At 69.2% G+C, this 23075-nt stretch carries 24 protein-coding genes; 14 read left to right on the forward strand and 10 right to left on the reverse strand.

Going from position 1 to position 23075, the window contains the following annotated elements; all coding sequences use genetic code 11:
* From EK403_RS22945 to EK403_RS04370, 3 genes are all read left to right on the forward strand, one after another.
* The coding region (locus EK403_RS22945; protein WP_245479501.1) for a PhzF family phenazine biosynthesis protein at positions 1 to 454 on the forward strand (454 nt) is incomplete at its 5' end.
* A gap of 141 nt (positions 455 to 595) precedes the next feature.
* Positions 596 to 1705, forward strand: a complete 1110-nt coding sequence (locus tag EK403_RS04365; RefSeq protein ID WP_128776284.1) for an asparaginase — start codon at positions 596 to 598, stop codon at positions 1703 to 1705.
* A gap of 420 nt (positions 1706 to 2125) precedes the next feature.
* Complete coding sequence (locus EK403_RS04370) at positions 2126 to 3055, forward strand: DMT family transporter (RefSeq protein WP_128776285.1); 930 nt, start codon at positions 2126 to 2128, stop codon at positions 3053 to 3055.
* A gap of 59 nt (positions 3056 to 3114) precedes the next feature.
* Here EK403_RS04370 and EK403_RS04375 read toward each other — a convergent pair whose 3' ends face one another.
* The 4 genes from EK403_RS04375 to gatB all read right to left on the reverse strand — a co-directional run bounded on the left by EK403_RS04375 (position 3115) and on the right by gatB (position 6181).
* On the reverse strand, positions 3115 to 3603 hold the full coding sequence (locus tag EK403_RS04375; RefSeq protein WP_128776286.1) for a VOC family protein: 489 nt from the start codon (positions 3601 to 3603) through the stop codon (positions 3115 to 3117).
* Between the two features lie 39 nt (positions 3604 to 3642).
* Positions 3643 to 4071 (reverse strand): VOC family protein, encoded by a 429-nt coding sequence (locus EK403_RS04380; protein ID WP_128776287.1) that lies wholly within the window; start codon positions 4069 to 4071, stop codon positions 3643 to 3645.
* Positions 4072 to 4184: 113 nt separating this feature from the next.
* Positions 4185 to 4658, reverse strand: coding sequence for an MgtC/SapB family protein (locus EK403_RS04385; protein ID WP_342633769.1), 474 nt, complete (start codon positions 4656 to 4658; stop codon positions 4185 to 4187).
* A gap of 44 nt (positions 4659 to 4702) precedes the next feature.
* Positions 4703 to 6181, reverse strand: coding sequence for an Asp-tRNA(Asn)/Glu-tRNA(Gln) amidotransferase subunit GatB (gene gatB, locus EK403_RS04390; protein ID WP_128776288.1), 1479 nt, complete (start codon positions 6179 to 6181; stop codon positions 4703 to 4705).
* Positions 6182 to 6270: 89 nt separating this feature from the next.
* On the opposite strand from gatB, the gene EK403_RS04395 reads away from it, so the two are divergent.
* On the forward strand, positions 6271 to 6870 hold the full coding sequence (locus EK403_RS04395; RefSeq protein ID WP_164919493.1) for a Uma2 family endonuclease: 600 nt from the start codon (positions 6271 to 6273) through the stop codon (positions 6868 to 6870).
* Here the strand turns inward: EK403_RS04395 and EK403_RS04400 are convergent.
* From EK403_RS04400 to EK403_RS04415, 4 genes are all read right to left on the reverse strand, one after another.
* Entirely contained in the window at positions 6860 to 7165 is a 306-nt protein-coding gene (locus EK403_RS04400; RefSeq protein ID WP_245479502.1) for a chorismate mutase, read from the reverse strand. The genes EK403_RS04395 and EK403_RS04400 overlap by 11 nt on opposite strands.
* Entirely contained in the window at positions 7162 to 8637 is a 1476-nt protein-coding gene (gene gatA, locus EK403_RS04405; protein WP_128776290.1) for an Asp-tRNA(Asn)/Glu-tRNA(Gln) amidotransferase subunit GatA, read from the reverse strand. Before gatA ends, EK403_RS04400 begins: the two co-directional genes overlap by 4 nt.
* The gene (gatC, locus tag EK403_RS04410) at positions 8634 to 8921 is read right to left on the reverse strand and encodes an Asp-tRNA(Asn)/Glu-tRNA(Gln) amidotransferase subunit GatC (protein ID WP_128776291.1); all 288 of its coding nucleotides are present in this window, start codon (positions 8919 to 8921) and stop codon (positions 8634 to 8636) included. Before gatC ends, gatA begins: the two co-directional genes overlap by 4 nt.
* A 287-nt stretch (positions 8922 to 9208) precedes the next feature.
* Entirely contained in the window at positions 9209 to 9922 is a 714-nt protein-coding gene (locus tag EK403_RS04415) for a metal-dependent hydrolase (protein WP_128776292.1), read from the reverse strand.
* A 119-nt stretch (positions 9923 to 10041) separates the two neighbouring features.
* On the opposite strand from EK403_RS04415, the gene ruvX reads away from it, so the two are divergent.
* Together ruvX and EK403_RS04425 are read left to right on the forward strand one after the other, a co-directional pair.
* On the forward strand, positions 10042 to 10536 hold the full coding sequence (gene ruvX, locus EK403_RS04420; RefSeq protein ID WP_128776293.1) for a Holliday junction resolvase RuvX: 495 nt from the start codon (positions 10042 to 10044) through the stop codon (positions 10534 to 10536).
* Positions 10533 to 11474: an AEC family transporter gene (locus tag EK403_RS04425; RefSeq protein ID WP_128776294.1), complete on the forward strand. Its 942-nt coding sequence runs from the start codon at positions 10533 to 10535 to the stop codon at positions 11472 to 11474. Before ruvX ends, EK403_RS04425 begins: the two co-directional genes overlap by 4 nt.
* A 12-nt stretch (positions 11475 to 11486) precedes the next feature.
* On the opposite strand, the gene EK403_RS22665 is transcribed toward EK403_RS04425, so the two are convergent.
* On the reverse strand, positions 11487 to 12089 hold the full coding sequence (locus EK403_RS22665; RefSeq protein WP_206659477.1) for a hypothetical protein: 603 nt from the start codon (positions 12087 to 12089) through the stop codon (positions 11487 to 11489).
* 212 nt (positions 12090 to 12301) lie between these two features.
* Here EK403_RS22665 and EK403_RS04435 point away from each other — a divergent pair, with 212 nt between their 5' ends.
* Genes EK403_RS04435 through dprA form a run of 4 tightly spaced genes read left to right on the forward strand, consistent with a single transcriptional unit; the run spans position 12302 to position 16327 of the window.
* Entirely contained in the window at positions 12302 to 13255 is a 954-nt protein-coding gene (locus EK403_RS04435; RefSeq protein ID WP_128776295.1) for an aspartate carbamoyltransferase catalytic subunit, read from the forward strand.
* Positions 13248 to 14552 (forward strand): dihydroorotase, encoded by a 1305-nt coding sequence (locus EK403_RS04440; protein WP_128776296.1) that lies wholly within the window; start codon positions 13248 to 13250, stop codon positions 14550 to 14552. Before EK403_RS04435 ends, EK403_RS04440 begins: the two co-directional genes overlap by 8 nt.
* 32 nt (positions 14553 to 14584) lie before the next feature.
* Entirely contained in the window at positions 14585 to 15196 is a 612-nt protein-coding gene (plsY, locus tag EK403_RS04445) for a glycerol-3-phosphate 1-O-acyltransferase PlsY (protein WP_128776297.1), read from the forward strand.
* 6 nt (positions 15197 to 15202) lie between these two features.
* Positions 15203 to 16327 carry a DNA-processing protein DprA gene (gene dprA, locus EK403_RS04450; protein ID WP_128776298.1) on the forward strand — a complete coding sequence of 375 codons (1125 nt, stop codon included), beginning with the start codon at positions 15203 to 15205 and terminating at the stop codon, positions 16325 to 16327.
* Here the strand turns inward: dprA and EK403_RS04455 are convergent.
* Positions 16301 to 16531, reverse strand: coding sequence for a hypothetical protein (locus EK403_RS04455; protein WP_128776299.1), 231 nt, complete (start codon positions 16529 to 16531; stop codon positions 16301 to 16303). The two genes, dprA and EK403_RS04455, sit on opposite strands and share 27 nt — an antisense overlap.
* A 193-nt stretch (positions 16532 to 16724) precedes the next feature.
* Between EK403_RS04455 and topA the strand changes: the two genes are divergently transcribed.
* The 4 genes from topA to EK403_RS04475 all read left to right on the forward strand — a co-directional run bounded on the left by topA (position 16725) and on the right by EK403_RS04475 (position 23030).
* Positions 16725 to 19370, forward strand: coding sequence for a type I DNA topoisomerase (topA, locus tag EK403_RS04460; RefSeq protein WP_128776300.1), 2646 nt, complete (start codon positions 16725 to 16727; stop codon positions 19368 to 19370).
* 143 nt (positions 19371 to 19513) lie between these two features.
* Positions 19514 to 21868 carry a ribonuclease R gene (gene rnr, locus EK403_RS04465; protein ID WP_128776301.1) on the forward strand — a complete coding sequence of 785 codons (2355 nt, stop codon included), beginning with the start codon at positions 19514 to 19516 and terminating at the stop codon, positions 21866 to 21868.
* Positions 21865 to 22308 carry a DUF983 domain-containing protein gene (locus tag EK403_RS04470; protein WP_128776302.1) on the forward strand — a complete coding sequence of 148 codons (444 nt, stop codon included), beginning with the start codon at positions 21865 to 21867 and terminating at the stop codon, positions 22306 to 22308. The genes rnr and EK403_RS04470 overlap by 4 nt, the downstream gene beginning before the upstream one ends.
* Complete coding sequence (locus EK403_RS04475) at positions 22305 to 23030, forward strand: NUDIX hydrolase (protein ID WP_128776303.1); 726 nt, start codon at positions 22305 to 22307, stop codon at positions 23028 to 23030. The genes EK403_RS04470 and EK403_RS04475 overlap by 4 nt, the downstream gene beginning before the upstream one ends.
* The last annotated feature ends 45 nt before the right edge of the window (positions 23031 to 23075 follow it).

Raw genomic sequence — 23075 nt, forward strand, 5'->3', positions numbered from 1 at the left:
TCTGTCCGAGGCCGACATCGGCTTCGACGGCCATGTCCCATCGCGCTTCGACGCCGGCAACGCATTCACGCTCGTTCCCGTGACGGGGCTCGACGCCCTCGGCCGCGCCCGACCCGATGCAGCGCGCTGGGCGGAAGCGATCAGCGACCGCGGCGCGTTTCTCTACACGCGCGAGACCGGCGATCCGACGCTCGCATTCCGCGCGCGCATGCTGCGGCCGGACGCCTCGGAGGACCCGGCGACCGGCTCGGCCGTCGCCTCCTTCGCCGGCGCCCTGGCGGCGTTCGAGCGGCCGGCGGACGGCCGCCACGCCTTCGCCATCGGCCAGGGCTTCGAGATGCAGCGGCCGAGCGTCATCGAACTCGGGCTCGAGGTCGCCGGCGGAGCGCTGGTCTCGGCGACGATCGGAGGCGCAGCGGTCGTGACCGCCGAAGGAACCCTCTTCCTGGCCTGACCGTCCGGCGTTCGCCTTCCGACGAAACCCCTGTACGACTTTGGTCTGGCGGTCCACTCTGGCCCTCTTCCAACGTCGGCGGGTGGCGTCCGCGCTTGTCTCCGTCGACCTCCGACCGACGTCAGCAGAAGGGATCCGACGGTGAGACTGAAGATCGCAAACCGGGCCTTCGCGGCCGCCGCCGCAACCGCGTTTCTCGTCACTGCCGCGCCTGTCGTTGCGCAGGAGGCCGCGGCGCCGGCCGCCGGCCAAGCCACGACCGCAAAGCCCAACATCGTCATCATCGGCACCGGCGGCACGATCGCAGGCGCGGGGGCGTCGACCGTCAACACCGGCGACTATGACAGCGCCAAGGTCGCCGTCGACAAGATCATCGCCGCCGTGCCGGAGATGAAACAGGTCGCCAATATCCGGGGCGAGCAGATCTTCCAGATCGGATCGGAGAGCTACAATGACGAGCGCATGCTCAAGCTCGCCAAGCGGATCTCGGAGCTCGCCAAGCAGCCCGACGTCGACGCCGTGATGGTGACCCACGGCACCGACACGATCGAGGAGACCTCCTATCTGCTCAACCTGACGCTGAAGACCGACAAGCCGGTCGTGATCATCGGCGCCATGCGGCCGGGCACGGCGCTGTCGGCCGACGGCCCGCTCAACCTCTACAACGCCGCCGTGGTGGCGGCCTCCAAGGAAGCCAAAGGCAAGGGCGTGCTGGTGGTGATGAACGACGAGATCCACTCGGCGCGCGACGTCACCAAGTCGAACGCGCTCAAGGTCGAGACCTTCCGTTCGCTCTACGGCCCGCTCGGCGTCGTGGTGGAGTCGAAGCCCTATTTCTACCGCCTGCCGGCGCGCCCGCACACGATGGCGACCGAGTTCGACATCGACCAGATCACGGCTCTGCCGAAGGTCGACGTGTTCTATGCCCACACCAGCATGGACCCGAAGATCCTCGGGGCGATCGCCGATCTCGGCGGCAAGGCGCTGATCTATGGCGGCACCGGCAACGCTTCGGTCGCGGACTACATGGAGGATCCGCTGAAGGAGGTCCGCAAGAAGGGCCTAATCGTGGTCCGCGCGACCCGCACCGGCTCCGGCCAGGTGGTGCGCAACGGCGAGGAGAAGGACGACGAGAACGACTGGATCGTGGCCGCCGACCAGACCCCGCAGAAGGCGCGCCTGCTCACCTCTCTCGCCCTCACGAAGACGCAGGACCCGAAGGCGATCGAGGCGATCCTGTACAAGTACTGAGCGGCTTCTCCTCTCCCGTTTGCTCGCGGGGAGGGCGACCGGGGGGCCCTACCCTTCTGCCCTCGCGGGAGAAGGTGGACTGCGCCGCAAGGCGCAGGCCGGGGCGTCTCGGCCATCCGCGACGGCGACCGATGCGCCGCATCCTGAACCGCCCCCTCACCCCGGCCCTCTCCCGCGAGGGGAGAAGGCGCGCCGCTCCGGCCGCCGGTCATGTTCGGCCGCCGTCACGTCAGGTCTCCTCTGGTCAGACAGCACGGTCGATGGGAAAGGCGCGGGAGGCCGGGCGACCCTCCGGCCAATTCCGCACGCCGCGCGCATGTCAGGCATGCCGAATGAGCAAGGCGATGGCCTAACGCGCGTTAACTTCGTCCGGCTAAACAGGGGCTCATCCTCCCCTGCCCGCCTCCGCCTAGCCTCCCGATGTCCGCCTTATCCGCAAATCTCTCCGCCCGGGCCGGCGCGCTCGACCCGACCACGCGCGGCGTCCTCGCCATGCTCACCGGCATGGGCTTCCAGGTCGTCAATGACGCCATCGTCAAGCTCGCGGCCGCCCGCCTGCCGGCGAGCGAGATCATGGCCCTGCGCGGCGTGCTGGCGATCCTGGTCGCGTTCCTGGTGATCCTAGCGCTCGGCGACCGGAAGCGCCTGAAGACGCTCGCGCATCCGCTGGTCGCGCTGCGCTCGATCCTCGAGGCCTGCGCCTGCCTCAGCTACATGACGGCGCTCGCCCATCTCGGCCTCGCCGAGTTCACCTCCATCGTGCAGGCGACGCCGCTGATCATCACCGCGCTCGCGGTCATGCTCGGCTGGCAGCGCGTCGGCTGGCGCCGCTGGGTCGCGGTCGGCGCGGGCTTCGTCGGCGTGCTGCTGATCGCCAGGCCCTCGGCGCACGGCGTCAACGCCTATGCTGCGCTCGCGCTGCTCTCTGCGTCCTTCATGGCGGTGCGCGACCTCGTGACCCGCAAGATTCCGGGCCATGCGCCCTCAATGGTCGTGACGCTGGGCTCCACCATCGCGGTGACCGCGGTGGGCATGGCGGCAGGCGCTGCCTCGCCCGGCGACTGGGTGGTTCCGGGCCTCATGGATCTCGGCTTCATCGCGATCGCCGCGGCGCTGGTCGTCGCGTGCAACATGACGATCGTGCTCGCCTTCCGGCTCGGCGACATGACCGTTGTCGGACCGTTCCGCTACAGCGTGATCCTCGGCTCCCTCGCGCTCGGCTGGGCGATCTGGGGCGACGTGCCCGACGCGCTCGCGCTGGTCGGCTCCGCGCTGATCGTCGGATCTGGCCTCTACGCCCTGAAGCGCGAGCGGCGCCCGATCGCCGCCAAGGCGGCGCCGCTGGGCTGAGCCAAGGCGGGGCAAGTCCGTCTTGCGGACTTTCCCCGACTATAGAAGGTGAGCGTGGCTCAGGCAGCCGCCTTGCCCGCGAACGCCGCTTTCAGCGTCGCGACGTCGAGCTTCATCATGTCCATCATGGCCTCGAAGGCGCGCTTCGCGGCCGCCGAGTCGGACGAGTTCAGCATCTCGATCATTGCCCGCGGCACGATCTGCCAACGCACGCCCCAGCGGTCGTGGATCCAGCCGCATTGGATCTCCCTGCCCCCGCTCTCCAGGATCTTGGCCCAGACGCGGTCGACCTCAGCCTGATCCTCGCACTCGAGCGAGAGCGACAGCGCGTCGGTGTAGTCGACCTTGGAGCCCGCGTTCAGCGCCTGGAACGTCTGCCCGGCGAGCGTGAACTGGACCAGCAGCACGGACCCCTGCTTGCCGCCCGGATAGTCCGACGGGCTGCGGGCGATGTGGTCGATCCGTGAGCCCGGCAGCAGCGACACATAGAAATTCGCGGCCTCCTCGGCGTCGTCGACGAACCAGAGGCACGGTGAGATCTTGGACATTGGCGGTCGTCCCTTCTGCTTTGCTGCAATGGCCGCGGTTCAGGCCGCGGCTTCGTTGGACTGAGGGGCGACGGCGGCGGGATTCATCCACACCACCTCCCAGATGTGGCCGTCCGGGTCCTCGAAGCTGCGGCCATACATGAAGCCGTGGTCCTGGGTCGGGGTGGGATCCGCGGAGCCGCCGGCGCCTGTCGCGTCGGCGACGCGGGAGTCGACCGCCTCGCGGCTGTCCTCGGTCACGGCGATCATCACCTGGGCGACGGCCTTGGCGTCCGGGATCTGCTTGGTCGTGAACGACCGATACTTGGGGTGGGTGAGCAGCATCACATGGATGGTCTCCGACAGCACCATGCAGGCGGCGGTGTCGTCGGAGAACTGCATGTTCTGGGTCGCGCCGACCGCCTTGTAGAAGGCGATCGAGTGGGGAAGGTCGGCGACGGGGAGATTGACGAAGATCAGCTTGGGCATCGGGGGCTCCTGTCCTCAAGATCCGAGCTTAGGACGAAGCGCGATGCGGTTTCCCGACAAGCGGCGCGCAAAATTATGCGAGCAGAGCGATTTCGCGCGGAAACGCCCGGAACTCAGTCGTCGTCCTCGAAGGTCTCGCCAAACAGGCGCGCCACCTTTCGGGGAAGCACGAGGATCGCGAGCGTCAGCACGACGCCCATGGCGATGATCGGCCAGCTCGCGAGCGCGCAGGCGACGCCGAGCGCGGCCGTCACCCAGACCGCCGCCGCCGTGGTGAGGCCGCGGACGCGGCTGTCGCCCGGAAGCTTCAGGATGACGCCGGCGCCGATGAATCCGACCCCCGTCAGCACCCCCTGAAGGACGCCCTGGATCACGCGGCTCATCGCGTCGGGCTCGGTGCGCATCGGCTCCGCGTGAAGGCCGGAAAGCGAGACGAGGCAGGCGCCGAGCGACACCAGCCCGAGCGTGCGCATGCCCGTCGGCTTGTTCTTGAGATCGCGGTTGAAGCCGACCAGCAGACCGCAGGCGGCGGCCGCCAGCAGTCGCAGCGCCGCGTCGAGTTCGAAGGGGGTCAGCATCGTGGCCATGGGCGAACGGGCAACCTCCGGCGCCGCCGGCGGGTTCCGTCCGCTCAGATCCCGAGCTTCGACTTCAGGATCTCGTTGACAGCCTGCGGGTTGGCCTTGCCGCCCGAAGCCTTCATCACCTGCCCGACGAACCAGCCGATCAGGGTGGGCTTGGCCTTGGCCTGCTCGACCTTGTCGGGATTGGCGGCGATCACCTCGTCCACAACCTTCTCAATCGCGCCCGCGTCGGTGACCTGTTTCAGGCCGCGCGACTCGACCAGCTCCTTCGGGTCGCCGCCTTCGGTCCAGAGAATCTCGAACAAATCCTTGGCGATCTTGCCCGAGATGACGCCGGTCGAAACCAGCTCCACCAGCCCGCCGAGTTGCTCCGCCGAGACCGGGCTCTCGGAGATCGGCGTTCCGTCCTTGTTGAGCCGCCCGAACAGCTCGTTGATCACCCAGTTGGCCGCGAGCTTGGCGTCGCCGCGCCTCGCCACCGCCTCGAAGAAGTCCGCAGATTCCCGCTCGAGCGTCAGCACCATGGCGTCGTAGGGCGTGACGCCGTAGTCGCGCACGAAGCGCGCCTTCTTCTCGTCCGGAAGCTCGGGCAGCCCCGCCGCGAGTTCGTCGACCTCCGCCTGCTCGACCACCAGCGGCAGCAGATCGGGGTCGGGGAAATAGCGGTAGTCATGCGCCTCCTCCTTGGAGCGCATGGCGCGGGTCTCGCCCCTCACGGGGTCGAACAGCCGCGTCTCCTGGTCGATCGCGCCGCCGTCCTCCAAGATTTCGATCTGGCGGCGCGCCTCGGTCTCGATGGCCTGGCCGATGAAGCGGATCGAGTTGACGTTCTTGATCTCGCAGCGGGTGCCAAACGGCTGGCCAGGCTTGCGGACCGAGACGTTCACGTCCGCGCGGAGATTGCCCTTGTCCATGTCGCCGTCGCAGGAGCCGATGTAGCGCAGGATGGTCCTGAGCTTCGACACATAGGCCTTGGCCTCCTCGGAGGAGCGCATGTCGGGCTTCGACACGATCTCCATCAGCGCGACGCCGGAGCGGTTGAGGTCGACGAAGGACGATTTCGGGTCCTGGTCGTGGATCGACTTGCCGGCGTCCTGTTCGAGATGGATGCGCTCGATCCCGACCGTGACGCTCTCGCCGTCGCCCATGTCGACCAGAACCTCGCCCTCGCCCACGATCGGGCTCTTGTACTGAGAGATCTGGTAGCCCTGCGGCAGGTCCGGATAGAAGTAATTCTTGCGGTCGAAGGTCGACTGCAAATTGATGCGCGCCTTGACCCCAAGCCCCGTGCGGATCGCCTGTCGCACGCATTCGTGGTTCAGCACCGGCAGCATGCCGGGCATCGCGGCGTCGACCAGGCTGACATGGCTGTTGGGCGGCGCGCCGAAGCCTGTCGAGGCGCCCGAGAACAGCTTCGCCTCGGACGTCACCTGCGCGTGGATCTCGAGCCCGATCACCACCTCCCAGTCGCCGGTCGCGCCGGGGATGAGCTTGGACGAGGCGGGGATCTTGGAGGGGGCGTTCATGGGGGCGTCGGCTTCCTTCGTTCGCGCGCCTAACTAGACCTATGTTACGGTCTGGGACAACGGGCGAGCCCCCCGCGGCGGAGGTCGCGATGAACCAGAGATTCGATCCTCAAGTCCCCTATCGGCTCGCCGAGCTGGAGCCGGGCATGGCCGTGCCGGCCGAGGTGTTTCTCGACTGGGTCGAGACGCAGGAGGGCAAGTACGAATACGACCGGGGGACGATCGGCATGATGGTGAGGGTCACCCGCAACCATTCCCGATTGGTCTCGAGCTTCGTTTACCTCCTGAGCAGAGCGCTTGAAGCGAAGCCGGTCGAAGTCCATGCCGAAGCGTTCGCCGTTCACACCGAGGACAGCATCCGCTTCCCCGACATATTGGTGCAGGAACCAGAACCCGACGGGGGCGCGCTCGCCTCGAAGGCGCCTCTGCTGATTGTCGAGGTGCTCTCGCCTTCTTCGCTCTACGCGGATCACGTGATCAAACGCGACGAGTATCTCGACCTGCCGACGCTGCAGGCCTACGTCGTCGCCGATCCGAATGCGGCGAACCTGACAGTGTGGGAGCGCGGCGAGACCGGCGCATTTCCTGATGCGCCGCTGGTAGTCGAGGGGCTGGGCGCCACCTTGACGCTGCGCGAACTCGGCCTGTCGCTGCCGCTCGCCGAGCTTTATCGCGGCGTCAGCCTCTAGCCCGCTCCATCAGCCGCCGCTCATGCGCGATGAACTCGCGCATCATGGCGCGCCACAGCGCCTCCGCGAGATCAGGGTCGATGTCGTTCCGTCCGGCGAGCTCGCGAGCATGCGACGCCACCTCCTCGACCCGCCAGGGCACGAGCGCCGTCTCGGGATCGCCCTTGAGGCGCGCGGCCTCTGCGATGCAGTGGGCGCGCTCGGCGATCAGCGGCATCAGTCTCTCGTCGAGCGCGTCGATCGCGGCGCGCACCTCGTCCATCGAGACGTAGCTCGGGCGATCCGGCGCGCTCACCACCAGCGCTCGGGGGAGAATCGGCCGGAGGCGTCCTCGATCACCGCGCCGGCCGAAAACAGCGTCTCCTCGTCGAACGGGCGTCCGATGAGCTGCAGCGCGAGCGGCAGGCCCTCCGCCGAAAGCCCCGCCGGCACGGCGACGCCGGGCAGGCCGGCCATGTTCACCGTGACGGTGAAGACGTCGTTCAGATACATCTCGACCGGCGACGCGTTGGCCATCTCGCCGACGCCGAACGCGGCGGACGGCGTCGCAGGGGTGAGGATCGCGTCCACCCCGTCTGCGAAGACCGTCTCGAAGTCGCGCTTGATCAGCGTCCTGACCTTCTGGGCGCGGACGTAATAAGCGTCGTAATAGCCGGCCGAGAGCACATAGGCGCCGATCATCACGCGGCGGCGGACCTCCGGTCCGAAGCCTTGCGCACGCGTCCTCTCATACATCTCGGTGACGTCGCGCCCATTGACGCGCGCGCCGTAACGCACGCCGTCATAGCGCGCGAGATTGGACGACGCTTCGGCTGGAGCGACAATGTAGTAAGCTGGCAACGCATATCTGGTGTGCGGCAACGAAACCTCGACGATCTCGGCGCCCGCCGCCTTGAGCTGCTCGGCGCCTTCGGCCCAAAGCCTCTCGATCTCGGCCGGCATGCCGTCGACCCGGTACTCCTTCGGCACGCCGATCTTGAGCCCCCTCACCGAGCGGCCGACGGCCGCCTCGTAATCCGGGACCGGACGGTCGACCGAGGTGGAGTCGCGCTTGTCGTAGCCCGCCATCGACCGCATCAGGATCGCGGCGTCTCGCACGTCGCGGGCGATCGGGCCGGCCTGGTCGAGCGACGAGGCGAAGGCCACGATCCCCCAGCGCGAGCAGCGGCCATAGGTCGGCTTCACGCCGACCGTGCCGGTGAACGCGGCCGGCTGGCGGATCGAGCCCCCGGTGTCGGTTGCGGTGGCGCCGAGGCAGATGCGCGCCGCGACCGCCGCCGAGGAGCCGCCCGACGAGCCGCCGGCGACGAGCGCCGCGTCCGAGCCCTTGCGGCGCCACGGATTGATGACGACGCCGAAGGCAGAGGTCTCGTTCGACGAGCCCATGGCGAACTCGTCATTGTTGAGCTTGCCGAGCATGACCGCGCCGTCGGCCCGCATCTTGGCCGAGACGAAGCTTTCGTAGGGCGGCGTGAAGTCGCCCAGAATCCTGGAGCACGCGGTCGTCCGCACGCCCTCGGTGCAGTAGAGATCCTTGACGCCGAGCGGGAGCCCTTCAAGCGGCCCTGCCTCGCCCTTCGCGATGCGCTCGTCCGAGGCGCGCGCGCGCTCGAGCGCGATCTCAGGCGTCTCGAGCACATAGGCGTTGAGGCCCCGAGCGGCCTCCATGGCGTCGAGATAGGCTTGAGTCAACTCGACCGCCGAAAAGTCTCTCTCTAAGAGAAGCTTACGCGCCTCGGCGAATGTCAGGTCGCAGAGTTCTGTCATTCGACGACCTTCGGCACGACGTAGAAATCGGCTTCGCGCGACGGCGCGTTCATTAGCACGGCTTCGGGGTTCTCGCCGTCGTCGACCACATCCTCGCGCAGCCGCGCCGACGCGGGGATGACGCTCGTCATCGGCTCGACGCTCTCAACGTCGAGCGCCGACAACTCCTCCACGAAGGCAAGGATCGCGTCGAGCTCGCCCTTGAGCTTCGTCACCTCGTGGTCCTCGACCGCGATGCGCGCGAGCCGCGCCACGCGGCGCACCGTGTGTTCGTCGACCGACATTCCTCGCCCTTCAGAGCTGACCGGCGCGGCGCCTCATGGTCCGGCGACGCGGGGCGCCTTTAGCATGGGGCTCTTCGCGCCCGCAACGGCGGGCAAGCAAGCTCGGAGCCGATCTGACAATTGAACAATGGCTGAAAGCGCTGCGTCATGCCAAACGAAGTTCCGGCATCCATTTCCGCAATCGTGGTCAAGGCCGTCGGACGCGGCGGGAATGGGCTCCGGGACTTCGCCCGGAACGACGGCGTCAAGACCCCAGGGCCGTCCCGCGGCGACCTTTCGGCCGAGGCTCATCCTTCGGCTTCGAACTCCACGCCGACTTCCGGGACCTTCACGGTGGTGCCGCGCACGCTGTCCATCAGCTCGGTGAAGCGCTCGGCCGAGGGGTCGAGCAGCGGGAAAGTGCCGTAATGGCAGGGCACCACGAGATCGAAATCGAAGAAATGCCGGCAGGCGTAGGCCGCGGTCTTGGCGCCCATGGTGAACCGGTCGCCGATCGGCACGAAGCCGATATTGGGCGCCCAGAGCTCGTTGATCAGCTTCATGTCGCCGAAAATGCCGGTGTCGCCCATGGCGTAGACGACCGGCTCGTCCTCGCCGTCGGGCGCGACGATCAGCCCGTGGGGATCGCCGAGATCGATCGAGACGCCGTTGTCGAGCAGCTTCGCGGAGGAGTGGAAGGCCTGAAGCATCGTGACCTTGAAGTCGCCGAGCTTGATCGAGCCGCCGGTGTTCATTGGCTCGAGCTTCTCGACCCCCTGGGCCCCGATCCACTGGGCGAGGTCGAAATCCGCGACCACGGTCGCGCCGGTGCGTTTCGCGATCTCCACGGTTTCGCCGACATGGTCGAAATGCCCGTGGGTCAGCAGGATGTGCGTGGCGCCCTCCGTGGCCGCCGTCCGATCTCCCTCGAAGACGCCGTTATCCAGGAACGGGTCGATCAGCACCACCGATTCGCCGAAGACGAGCTTGAAGGCGGAGTGGCCGTACCAGGTGATTCGCATGGGTCTCGCTTCGTCCTTCTCGCCGGGCGGAGGTCGCGCCCGAGTCTAGGCCCGGGCGCCGGGAGGGCAAGCGCATGGCCCCGTGGCGCTGGCGCCCGCCGGCGTGCTAGCCGGAACCCATGCCCGTCATTCCCGGCGCCTTCGAGGACTTCATCGCGGCCGTTCCGCCGAGCGGCTCTCTGATCGGCGTCGACCTCGGGACCAAGACGATCGGCGTCGCCTCGTCGGATCCGGGACGCATGGTCGCGTCGCCGCTCGAGACCATCGCGCGCAAGAAATTCACGCCGGACGCCGAAAGGTTGCTCGCGCTCGCGGCGAGCCGGGGCGCGGTCGGAATCGTGCTCGGCCTGCCCGTCAACATGGACGGCACCGAAGGCCCGCGGGCGCAGTCGACGCGCGCCTTCGCCCGCAGCCTTTCGGGCTTCACGGAGCTGCCGATCGGCTTCTGGGACGAGCGGCTCTCGACCGCCGCCGTGGAGCGCATGCTGATTTCGTTCGACACCAGCCGAAAGCGCCGCGACGAGATCGTGGACAAACTCGCGGCCGCCTACATCCTGCAGGGGGCGCTCGACCGGCTGGCGGCGATGCGTCGCGCAGGCGCCGTCGAGCCGTGATCGTCGCGATCGAGAGCCTGCTGCCCTCGCTGCTGCTCATCGCGCTCGGTTTCGGACTGGCCAGGACGCCGCTGTTTCCGACAGGCGGTTGGGACAGCGTCGAGCGCCTGAACTATTACGTGCTTTATCCGACGCTGCTGTTCGTCAGCGTGGTGAGGGCCGACCTCTCAGCCGCGCCGATCTTCGCCATGGCGCTCGCGATGGCGCTCGGCGTGCTGACCGTCGCAGCCGCGATGGCCGCGTCCCGACCTTTGTGGTCCCGCGCCGGGATCGACGGTCCCGCCTTCACGTCGCATCTGCAGGGCGCGATCCGGTACAACACCGCGATCGCGCTCGGCGTGGCGGGCGCGCTGTTCGGCGCCGAAGGACTGGCGCTGACGGCGCTCGGGACGATCGCGATCGTGCCTCTCGTCAATGTGATCTCGGTCGCGGCGCTCGCCTCGCTGGCCTCGAGCCGCCGGCCGACGCCGCGGCGCGTGCTGACCGAGATCGCGCTCAACCCGCTGATCCTCGCCACGGTCGCGGGGGCGCTCGTCAATGCGGCCGGGCTTCCGCTCTATCGGCCGCTGGTCGAGACCCTCGACCTGCTCGGCCGCGGCGCGCTGAGCCTCGCGCTGCTCCTCGTGGGCGTGGGTCTGCGGCCACAGTCGCTTGCGCCTCCGCGTCCGAACGTCGGCTTGGGCGTCGTGGTGAAGCTGCTGGTGACGCCGCTCGTGATGTTCGGCTATGCGCGCCTGCTCGGCGTCGAAGGCGTCGCTCTCGCGGCCATTGTGATCTCGGGGGCCGTGCCGACCGCGAGCAGCGCTTATGTGCTTGCGCGACGAATGGGCGGAGACGCGGATCTGATGGCCGCGCTGATCACCGCGCAGACGATCGCCGCCTACGCGACCCTGCCGATCGTCCTGTGGATCGCCGGCGGGACCGGAGCCCCGCCGTGAGCGTCGAAGGCCTCAGCAAGGCCGGTAGCGCACGACCCTGACCAGCCGCCCGCTCGCCGCCCGGCGGTTCACGATGACCTGGCACTCCGCGCCGTAATAGCGGCGGGGGGCGTAATAATCGTCATCGTAGTAGCCGTCGTAATAGTACGGGCTCGCAAGCGCCGCGCCAGCGGCCAGGCCGACCACGCCAGCGGCGTAGTAGCCGCCATAGTAATTGCCGTAGCCGCGCCGCCAGTAGCCGTAACGGCCGTAGGGGTAGCCCCGGTAACCGTAGCGATAGCCGCCGCCGCGATAGCCATAGCCGCCGCGATACCCACGATATCCGCCACGATAACCGTAGCCGCCGCCGCGATAGGCATAGCCGCGACCACCGCCATAGTAACGGCCGCCGCCACCCCATCCACGACCGCCTCCGCCGCCCCAACTACGGCCTCCGCCGCCGCCCCATCCACGGCCGCCGCCGCGGCCGACCTCCTGGATGTCTTTCATGCTGATGCCGGCCACCGAATTGCGGGACTTCCCGCCATTCGCCGGGGCCGCGTTCGCGGGCGCGGCCGTGGCGCCGACGCCGAGCGCGCAGGCGCCGGCGATGAGGGCATGGCTGAACGATTTCATTGGCTTCTAGCCTCCTGGCGAGCGTTTCGCCCCACCAACTCCGAAAGCAAACGCCGCGATGTGGCCGACAATGTGACTACACGCCCCATCGATCGGCGGGCGTCCCTTGGAGTGAAAAATGGGGTCAGACGGCGAGCGGACAAGAGAGCTGCGCACGAAGCGATCTCGGCGCTTGCCCCCCGCCCTAAAGGCGGCTTAAGAGACCGCCCTTGATGACCCCAGAACCGAACCCGCCGTTCGCGTTCCCGCACCGGCACCTGCTCGGCATCGCGGGGCTGTCGCCAACCGACATCGAGGGGCTGCTGGCCTCCGCCGAGAAGGCGGTGGCGCTGTCCCGCCAGGTCGAAAAGAAGAAGGCGACGCTGCGCGGGCGCACGCAGATTAATCTGTTCTTCGAAGCCTCCACCCGCACCCAGTCGTCCTTCGAGATCGCAGGCAAGCGTCTCGGCGCCGACGTCATGAACATGTCGGTCGCCTCCTCCTCGCTGAAAAAGGGCGAAACGGTGCTCGACACCGCCGCGACTCTGAACGCCATGCGGCCCGACATCATCGTGGTGCGCCATCACGCGGCAGGCGCGGTCGCGCTGCTCGCCCAGAAGGTCGACTGCTCTGTGGTGAACGCCGGCGACGGCGCCCATGAGCACCCGACGCAGGCGCTGCTCGACGCGCTGACCATCAAGCGCTCCAAGGGGCGGATCGCCGGGCTCAAGGTCGCGATCTGCGGCGACGTCCTGCACAGCCGCGTCGCGCGCTCCAACATCATCCTGCTGAACGCGCTCGGCGCCGAGGTCCGGGTCGTGGCGCCCTCGACCCTGCTTCCCGACGGCGTAGAGCGGCTCGGCGTCTCGGCCTTCCGCAACATGCACGACGGACTTGATGGGGTCGATGTCGTGATGATGCTGCGCCTACAGCTCGAGCGCATGCACGGCTCCTATGTGCCGTCGGTGAAGGAGTACTTCGCCCGCTTCGGCCTCGACGCCGCGAAGCTCGCCCACGCCAAGCCCGACGCCGTCGTGATGCACCCCGGACCGATGAACCGCGGCGTAGAGATCGCCTCGGAGGTCGCGGACGGGCCGCGTTCGCTGATCCGCGATCAGGTCGAGATGGGGGTCGCGGTCCGCATGGCGGTGCTCGAGGCGCTGGCGAGGCACCTGCCCAATGCGTGAGTACAAGCCCTCCGAGCCGCGCCCGACCCTGTTCGTCAACGCCCGCCTGGTGTGCCCTGCGACCGGCCGCGACGAGACGGGTTCGCTGCTGGTCGACGGCGGCGCCATCGCCGAGCTCGGCCCCGACGTGCCGCCGGCGGGACGCGCCGACGTCGTCGACTGCCGGGGCGCGGTCCTGGCGCCTGGCCTGATCGATCTCGGCGCCTTCATGGGCGAACCGGGGGCCGAGCATCGCGAGACGATCGAGACCGCGAGCCTCGCGGCGGCCGCCGGCGGCGTCACCACGATCGTCGCCCGCCCCGACACCACGCCGCCCGTCGACGCCCCCGAGATCGTCGATTATCTGAAGCGCCGCGCCCGCGACACAGCGAGCGTCCACGTCCATCCGATGGCGGCGCTGACCAAGGGCATCGCCGGCGTCGAGATGACCGAGATCTCGCTGCTGCTCGAAGCCGGCGCCGTGGCCTTCACCGACGGTCCGCGCTCGATCGCGAACGCCCGCCTGATGCGCCGCGCCATGACCTATGCGCGCGACTTCGGCGCGCTGATCTGCTGCCACACGGAGGACGCCGACCTGATCGCGGGCGGGGCCATGAACGACGGCGAGTTCGCCTCGCGCCTCGGCCTCCCCGGCCGCCACAAGGCCGCCGAGGCGCTGGTGCTGGAGCGAGACGTCCGCCTCGCCCTGCTCACAGGCGCGCGCTACCATGCCGGCCTTGTCACCTGCGCCGAGAGCCTAGAGGTGGTCGCGCGGGCGAAGCAGGGCGGCGCGGCCGTGACCTGCGGAACCTCGATCGCGCATCTCACGCTGAACGAGAACGACGTCGGCGAGTACCGCACCTTCTTCAAGCTCGCGCCGCCGCTGAGGCACGAGGACGACCGCCGCGCGCTCGTCCAGGCGCTCGCCGACGGCGTGATCGACGTCGTCTGCTCGGCCCACGACCCGCAGGACGTCGAGACCAAACGCCGCCCGTTCGCCGAGGCCGAGGACGGCGCGATCGGGCTCGAGACGATGCTGGCGGCCGGCTTGCGGCTGGTGCATTCGGGCGACGTGCCGCTCCCGAAGCTGCTCGCCGCGATGTCGACGCGGCCGGCCGAGCTTCTCGGCCTGCCGGGCGGCGCGCTCACGGTCGGCGCGCCGGCCGACCTCATCGTGTTCGACCCGGACGCCCCCTGGGTGCTGGACGCCCAGAGCCTCAAGTCGAAGTCGAAGAACACGCCCTTCGACCAGGCGAGATTTCAGGGCCGGGTGCTTAGGACCGTCGTTGCCGGGCGCACCGTCTACGCCTACGGTTGAGTGCCCCTGCGCGACGGAAACTGCCGACCTCCATGTCGACCGCCCTCCTCGTCTCGATCCTGCTCGGCTACCTGCTCGGATCCATCCCCTTCGGCGTCATCGTGACCCGCGCGGCGGGCGCGGGCGACCTTCGCAAGATCGGCTCCGGCAACATCGGCACCACCAATGTGTTGCGGACCGGCCGCAAGGAGCTCGCGGCGCTGACGCTGCTCGGCGACATGCTGAAGGCGACCGTCGCGGTCCTCGTCGCGCGGCATTTCTTTGGAGACATCCCCGCTCTCGCGGCCGGCGCCGCGGCCTTTCTGGGCCACGTCTTTCCGATCTGGCTGCGGTTCAAGGGCGGCAAGGGCGTCGCGACCTATCTCGGCGCGCTCATCGGCGCCGCATGGCCGGTCGGGCTCGCCTTCGCGGCCGTCTGGATCGCGGTCGCCTGGCTCACCCGCTATTCCTCGGCCTCGGCGCTCGCCGCGAGCATCGTCGCGCCCGTGTTGCTCGCGCTGTTCGTCGGACTGGTTCCGGCGCTCGTCTTCGCCGCGCTCACGCTCGCTCTCTGGGCGCTGCACCACGAAAACATCGCGCGGCTGATGGCGGGCGAGGAAAGCCGCATCGGCCAGAAGTCCACCGCGGCCGAGACCGGGAGCTGACGCGGCATGGCAGGGCTGACGCCGGAGCAGCGGACGGCCTGGCTGCGGCTCATCCGCTCGGAGAATGTCGGCCCCCGCACCTTCCGCAGCCTGGTCAACCATTTCGGCGGGGCGGCCGCGGCGCTCGAGGCGCTGCCGGAGCTCGCGCGGCGCGGCGGACGGCCGATCCGGGTCTGCGGTAAGGCGGAGGCCGAGGACGAGATCGCCGAGAACGAGCGCCGCGGCGTCCGGCTGATCGCGCTCGGCGAGCCGGACTACCCGGCGGCGCTCGCCGCGGCCGACGGCGCGCCGCCGCTGCTCGGGGTCGCGGGACACGCCTCCGTCTTTCTGCGTCCCGTCGTCGCGATCGTCGGAGCCCGGAACGCCTCCTCGGCGGGCCGCAGCTTCGCGGGACGCTTAGCCTATGAGCTCGGCGGCGCGGGCTGGGTGGTGGCGTCCGGCCTCGCCCGCGGGATCGACGCCGCGGCCCACGACGCCTCCGTCGGGACCGGCACCGTCGCGGTGTTCGCGGGCGGGCTCGACTGCGTCTATCCGCCCGAGCACGCCGATCTGGCGAGCCGGATCGTCGAGGAGGGCGCGCTGGTCTCGGAGATGCCGATGGGCTGGCAGCCGCGCGGCCGCGACTTCCCGCGCCGCAACCGGGTCATTGCGGGCCTCGCGCTCGGCGTCGTCGTTGTCGAGGCGGCGATGCGCTCCGGCTCGCTGATCACGGCGCGGCTCGCGACCGAGCTCGGCCGCGAGGTGATGGCGGCGCCCGGTTCGCCGCTCGATCCGCGCTGCGAGGGATCGAACGCCCTGCTGCGCGAGGGCGCGACGCTCGTCACCCGCTCCGACCACGTCATCGAGGCGTTGTCGCCGCTGGTCGACCGCGAAGCGCCTCGGCCCCAGCCGATCTCCTTCGCGCAGGCCGCGACGGCGGGTTTCGCGCCGATCACGCCGGGAGACGACGACCGCGCCCGCATCCTGGAGCTTCTCGGCCCCTCCCCGGCCGCTGTCGACGATCTCGTCCGGCAGGCCCGCGTGGAGGCGCGCTCCGCCCAGGTGGTGCTGCTCGAGCTCGAGCTTGCGGGCCGCCTCGAACGGCGGCCGGGCGGCGCCGTCGCGCTACGCGAGGTCGACCCCTGGCTCTGACCGCCGCCTGCCCTCGACGTCGCGGCCGCGCGCGGCGAGGTCGGCCTCGAGCTGCGCCATGTCGAGCAGATAGCCGAGCGTCACGAGGCCGTTGCGGCGGGAGATGTCACGAAGGTCGCGGCTGATCGCCGCCACATAGGCCGCCACCTCCTCGCGCGAAGAACGCTCCGAGTCGCCCCGAGCGCCGTTTGGTCCGCTTGCCACGCTCCGCGCACCTCTTTAGTGTGATAAAAACACTATATAAACCAAAGATTGTACCCACGCAAAGCCGGCTCTTGGACCAACGGCCACGACTCCGCTCGCGCCGGCGACGAGCGATGATTTGACAGGCTTCGGTCGCTCTCCCATTTTCCGCCCGCCGCCGCAGGCAACACGGCAGGCGAAAGGCCCCCATTCGATGCACAGCCTCGTCATCGTCGAATCGCCCGCGAAGGCGAAGACGATCAACAAATATCTTGGTCCGGACTATGAGGTCGTGGCGTCCTACGGCCACGTCCGCGACCTGCCCGCCAAGGACGGATCGGTCGATCCCGAGGACGACTTCCGGATGATCTGGGAGGTCGAGGGCAAGGCCAACCAGCGTCTCAACGAGATCGCCCGCGCCGTCAAAAGCGCCGACAGACTGATTCTCGCGACCGACCCGGACCGCGAGGGCGAGGCGATCTCCTGGCATGTGCTCGAGGTGCTGCGCGCCAAGAAAGCGATCAAGGACCAGCCGGTCGAGCGCGTCGTCTTCAACGCCATCACCAAGCAGGCCGTGCTCGACGCGATGAAGCGCCCACGCGAGATCGACGTCGCGCTGGTGGACGCCTATCTGGCCCGCCGCGCGCTCGACTATCTCGTCGGCTTCACACTCTCGCCCGTGCTGTGGCGCAAGCTTCCCGGCGCGCGCTCGGCAGGCCGCGTGCAGTCGGTGGCGCTCCGGCTCGTCTGCGACCGCGAGATGGAGATCGAGCGCTTCGTCCCACGCGAATACTGGTCGCTGACCGCGAAGCTCGCGACGCCCCGCGGCGAGGAGTTCGAGGCGCGGATCTCGTCCGCCGACGGCAAGAAGCTCGGCCGGCTCGACGTGCCCGACGAGACGACCGCGACTGCGCTCAAGCAGGCGATCGAAGCCTCGACGCTCGGCGTCGCCTCGGTCGAGGCCAAGCCAGGCCGACGCAACCCGCCTCCGCCCTTCACCACCTCGACGCTTCAGCAGGAGGCGTCGCGCAAGCTCGGCTTCGCGCCGAACCGCACGATGCAGATCGCGCAGCGGCTCTACGAGGGCATCGACCTCGGCGGCGAGACCGTCGGCCTCATCACCTATATGCGGACCGACGGCGTCGACATGGACCCGGGCGCGGTCCAGGCCGTGCGGACGCTGGTGGGCTCCGACTACGGAAGCCGCTATGTGCCGGAGGCGCCGCGCAAATATTCGGTCAAGGCGAAGAACGCCCAGGAGGCCCATGAGGCCGTCCGGCCGACCGATCCGCGCCGCTCGCCGGCCGAGATGGCGCGCCGGCTCGACGACGACCAGGCGCGGCTCTACGAGCTGATCTGGAAGCGCACCGTCGCGAGTCAGATGGAGTCGGCCGAGGTCGAACGCACCACCGTCGACATCTCGGCGACCGGCGCCGGCCGGCCGATCGAACTCCGCGCCACCGGCACGGTCGTGACCTTCGACGGCTTCCTGAAGCTCTATCAGGAGGGCCGCGACGACGACGGCGAGGACGAGGACGGCCGGCTGCCCCAAATGTCCGCCGGCGAGCCGCTGAAGCGCCTCGGCCCGGTCGCCTCGACCCAGCATTTCACCGAGCCGCCGCCCCGCTACACCGAGGCCGCGCTGGTGAAGCGCATGGAGGAGCTCGGCATCGGCCGACCCTCCACCTACGCCGCGACGCTCGCGGTGCTGCGCGACCGCGACTACGTCAAGCTCGACAAGAAGCGGCTCGTGCCGGACGACAAGGGCCGGCTGGTGACGGCGTTTCTCGAGAGCTTCTTCAACCGCTATGTCGAATATGACTTCACGGCGGCGCTCGAGGAGCAGCTCGACAAGATCTCCAACCACGAGCTCGACTGGAAGGAGGTTCTCCGGCGCTTCTGGAAGGACTTCATCGGGGCGGTCGACGCCACCAAGGAGCTCCGTGTCGCCGAGGTTCTGGACGCGCTGAACGAGATTCTCGGACCTTACGTCTTCCCCGCCAAGCCGGATGGCTCGGATCCGCGCGTCTGCCCGACCTGCGGGACCGGCCAGCTCTCGCTCAAGCTCGGCAAATACGGATCCTTCATCGGCTGCTCGAACTATCCGGAGTGCCGCTTCACGCGGCCGCTGGGCGCGGAGCTGAACGGCGAGGAAGGTTCGGCGACCGGGCCGGACGGCGTGAAGGTGCTGGGCAAGGATCCGGAGACCGGCTTGGACGTCACGCTGCGCGACGGGCGCTTTGGCGCCTATGTTCAGCTCGGCGAGCCGGTCGAGAAGGAGAAGCCGAAACGCGCCACGATTCCGCGCGGCTGGTCCGCCGCGGAGCTCGATCTCGAGGCTGCGCTCAAGCTTCTGTCGCTGCCGCGGCTCGTCGGCCAGCATCCCGAAACCGGCAAGCCGATCGAGGCCAATATCGGCCGCTACGGACCCTACGTCTCTCATGATGGGCTCTACGCCAATCTGGAGTCGGCCGACGAGGTGTTCTCGGTTGGCCTGAACCGCGCGGTCGCGGCGATCGCCGACAAGCTCGCCAAGCGCGGCGGCGGCCGCGGCGGCGCGCCCGCCGGACGGACGCTCGGGGACCACCCCGAAGGCGGTCCGGTCACGGTCCACGCCGGCCGCTATGGCCCCTATGTCAAGCACGGCAAGGTCAACGCCACGCTGCCCAAGGGCGTTGACCCGGAGGCGCTGACGCTCGACGAGGCGGTGAAGATCGTCGACGCCAAAGCCGCGCAGGGCGGGGGCAAGAAGCCCGCGCGCAAACTCGCGGCCAAGGCGCCGCCGAAGAAGGCGTCGACCAAGAAAGCGCCGGCGAAAAAGTCAGCTGCGAAGAAGCCGTCCGCAAGGGCCGCCGAGTGACCGGCTGCGTCGCGACAGGCTAAGGCTCGTCCTCCGGCTTGACCGGAGGACCCATGTTCGGCGTAGAGCACAGGGACCGGCTTGGATCCTCCGGTCAGAGGATGACGTCGCGCACAACGAACCTCCCCGGGTGAGAACCGACATTGCCACGCAAACCGAGACCTCTCGCGACCGCGCCCAAGCCGACCGGCCACGGCCTGCCGTCGCGAGACGATCTCGTGGCCTTCATCGCGCAGGAAGGCGGCAAGGCGGGCAAGCGCGAGATCGCGCGCGCCTTCCAGGTGAAAGGCTCCGACCGCGTCGAGCTGAAGCGGATGCTCGCCGAGCTCGAGCGTGAGGGCGCGGTGGACCGCCGTGGGAAACGGCTTGGCCAGGCCGGCCACCTGCCGCATGTGACGCTCGCCGACATCGTCGGCCGCGACCCCGACGGGGAATTGATCGCGCAGCCCGCGGAATGGGACGAAGACCATTCGGGGTCGGCGCCAAAGATTCTCGTCCTGACCTCCTCGCGAGGCCGCAAGCCCGACGTCGCGCCCGGTGTGGGAGACCGGGCGCTTATCCGCGTAGAGCCCCTCGACGAATTCGAGTCTGGCGGGCCGACGCATCAGGGACGAGTGATCAAGATCCTGTCGAAGCAGGCCGCAAGGGTGATCGGCGTGTTCCGCGCCTTGCCCGACGGTTCCGGGCGGCTTGCGCCGGTCGACAAGCGCAACGCCGGCCGCGAGCTCCAGATCGCCGCCGAGGACGCCGACGGCGCGAAGGACGGCGACCTGATCGCCGCCGACCTTCTCAAGTCGCGCAAGCATTACGGCCTGCCCTCCGCGCGGGTGCGGGAGAAACTCGGCTCGCTCACGACCGAGAAGGCCGTGAGCCTGATCGCGATCCACGTCCACGCCATCCCGCACGTCTTCTCGCGCGAGGCGCTCGCCGAGGCCGAGGCCGCGAAGCCGGCCGCGATGAAGGGGCGGGAGGACTGGCGGAAGCTGCCGCTCGTCACGATCGACCCCCCGGACGCCAAGGACCATGACGACGCCGTCCACGCCGAGCCGGACCACAGCCCCGACAACCCGGGCGGGCATGTCGTGACGGTCGCGATCGCCGACGTCGCCTCTTACGTCCGTCCGGGCTCGGCGCTCGACCGCGAAGCCCTCGACCGCGGCAATTCGGTCTATTTCCCGGACCGCGTCGTGCCGATGCTGCCCGAGCGCATCTCCAACAATCTCTGTTCCCTGCGCGAAGGCGAGAGCCGTCCTGCCCTCGCCGTCCGCATGATCTTCGACAGGGACGGACGGAAGCTTCGCCAGTCCTTCCATCGCGTGATGATGCACTCGGCCGCGAAGCTCTCCTACGCCCAGGCGCAGTCGGCGATCGACGGCGCGCCGGACGATGCGACCGGGCCGCTGCTCGAGCCGATCCTGAAGCCGCTCTGGGCCGCCTATGCGGCGCTGAAGGCCGCGCGCGACGGGCGGGGGCCGCTCGACCTCGATCTCCCCGAGCGCAAGCTCGTGCTGAAGGCGGACGGGACGGTGGACCGCGTCGTCATCCCACCCCGCCTGGACGCCCACCGCCTGATCGAGGAGTTCATGATTCAGGCGAACGTCGCGGCGGCCGAGGCGCTGGAGGCGAAGCGCACGCCGCTCGTCTATCGCGTTCACGACGCGCCATCGCTCGAGAAGCTCGAGGCGCTGCGGGAGCTCTTGAAGACGCTCGACATCGAGCTTCCGAAGTCCGGCAATCTCCGCCCTGCGCATTTCAACCGCATCCTCGCGCGCGTCGACGGCCAGGACTCTGCGAGCCTCGTCAACGAGGTCGTGCTGCGCACCCAGGCGCAGGCGGAATACACGGCCGAGAATTACGGCCATTTCGGCCTCAATCTGCGCCGCTACGCGCATTTCACCTCGCCGATCCGCCGCTACGCTGACCTGATCGTGCACCGCGCATTGATCCGGGCGCTCGACCTCGGGAGCGACGGCCTACCCGAGAGCGCCACCGTCGAGCAGCTCAACGAGATCGGCGCGCGCATCTCGGCGTCCGAACGCCGCGCCATGGCGGCCGAGCGCGAGACCGTCGACCGGCTGATCGCGCATTTCCTGTTCGACCGCGTTGGCGCGAGCTTCACGGGCCGGATCGCGGGCGTCACGCGCTCCGGCCTGTTCGTGAAGCTCGACGAGACGGGCGCCGACGGCTTCGTGCCGGCCAGCACTCTGGGCTCCGACTATTACGCCCATGACGAGGCGGCGCGCGCGCTGATCGGGACGCGGACCGGGGAGAGCTACAGGCTCGGCGACCATGTCGACGTGAAGCTCGTGGAGGCCGCGCCCGTCGCGGGAGCGCTGCGCTTCGAGATGCTGTCCGAGGGACGGCCGGGCAAACCCGCCGGTCGCGGCAAGCGCGGACTGCGGCGCGCCTCCGCGACGTCTGCCGCCTCGAAATCGGCGTCCCGCCCGGCTAGAAGCAAGGCCGCCAAGGCGAAGAACGCCAAGAAGGGTCGCCGATGAGCGTCGATTACGCACCGGCTCCGGCCGAGCCCGCCCGTCCCATCCTGCGCTCGCTAACGCGCGGCTTCTTCTGCCGTTGCCCCGCCTGCGGCGAAGGCAAGCTGTTCCGCGCCTATCTCAAGGTGTCGCCGGTCTGCGCCGCATGCGGCGAGGAACTCCACCACGAGCGCGCCGACGACGCGCCTCCTTACGTCGTCATCACGATTGTCGCCCATGTGGTGATCGGCGGGCTGCTCGCGGTGGAGGTCGCTTACCAGCCTCCGGTCTGGCTGCATCTCGCGGTCTGGCTGCCTTTGACCGTCATCCTGTCGCTCGGGCTGCTGCCGCCCGTGAAGGGCGCGCTGGTCGGCCTGCAATGGGCGCTGCGCATGCACGGCTTCGGCGGCGACGATCCTGACGCACTGCCGGACGGCGGCCTCAGGCCCGACGGCCAGGGATGAGCGCGGCCCCCGAGACTGCCGGAGGCGCCGGCGCGCCGAACCCTGCGCGGCAGCCCATCCGCGACGCCGGCACGCTGATCCTGCTCGACCAGTCGGACGGCTCGCCCAAGGTGCTGATGGGTCGGCGGCACGACGCCGTCCGCTTCATGCCGGGCAAGTTCGTGTTTCCCGGCGGCCGGGTCGAGCCAGAGGACGGCAAGGTCAATGTGGCGGGCGTCTATCCCGCCCATGTCGAGCGCAGGCTGCAGCACCGCGTCCGTCGTCCGTCGGTCACGCGCGCCCGCGCCTACGGCCTCGCGGCGATCCGCGAGCTCGCCGAGGAGACCGGCATCCTGGTCGGCGACCGCGAGGCCGGCCCGTTCGGGTCGCCCGGCTCGACCTGGGACGGCTTCGCCGAGGCCGGCGTCTTTCCGTCGCTCGAAGGGCTGACGCTGATCGCCCGCGCCATCACCCCAACGGGCCGCCCGCGCCGCTTCGACGCCCGCTTCTTCGCCGCCGACGCAAGCGCGATCGGCGCCCGGCGCGAGGGCGTCGTGACGCCGGACGCGGAGCTCGTCGAGGTCGTCTGGGTGACGCTCGACGACGCCCGCAAGCTCGACCTGCCTGCCATCACCGCGGCGGTGCTGCGCGATCTCGCGGAGCGGCTCGACGTTGGGCTCGAGCAGGATTTCCCCGTGCCGTTCTACCCCAAGGGCTCGTCGGGCGTGCGGGAGTTGATCTGAGCTTTGCGCTTTTGGGGCTGGCGCGGAGCCGCCGGCCGTGCTCTC

This window comes from Hansschlegelia zhihuaiae, from assembly GCF_004103825.1.
Classification (GTDB): Bacteria; Pseudomonadota; Alphaproteobacteria; order Rhizobiales; family Methylopilaceae; genus Methylopila; species Methylopila zhihuaiae.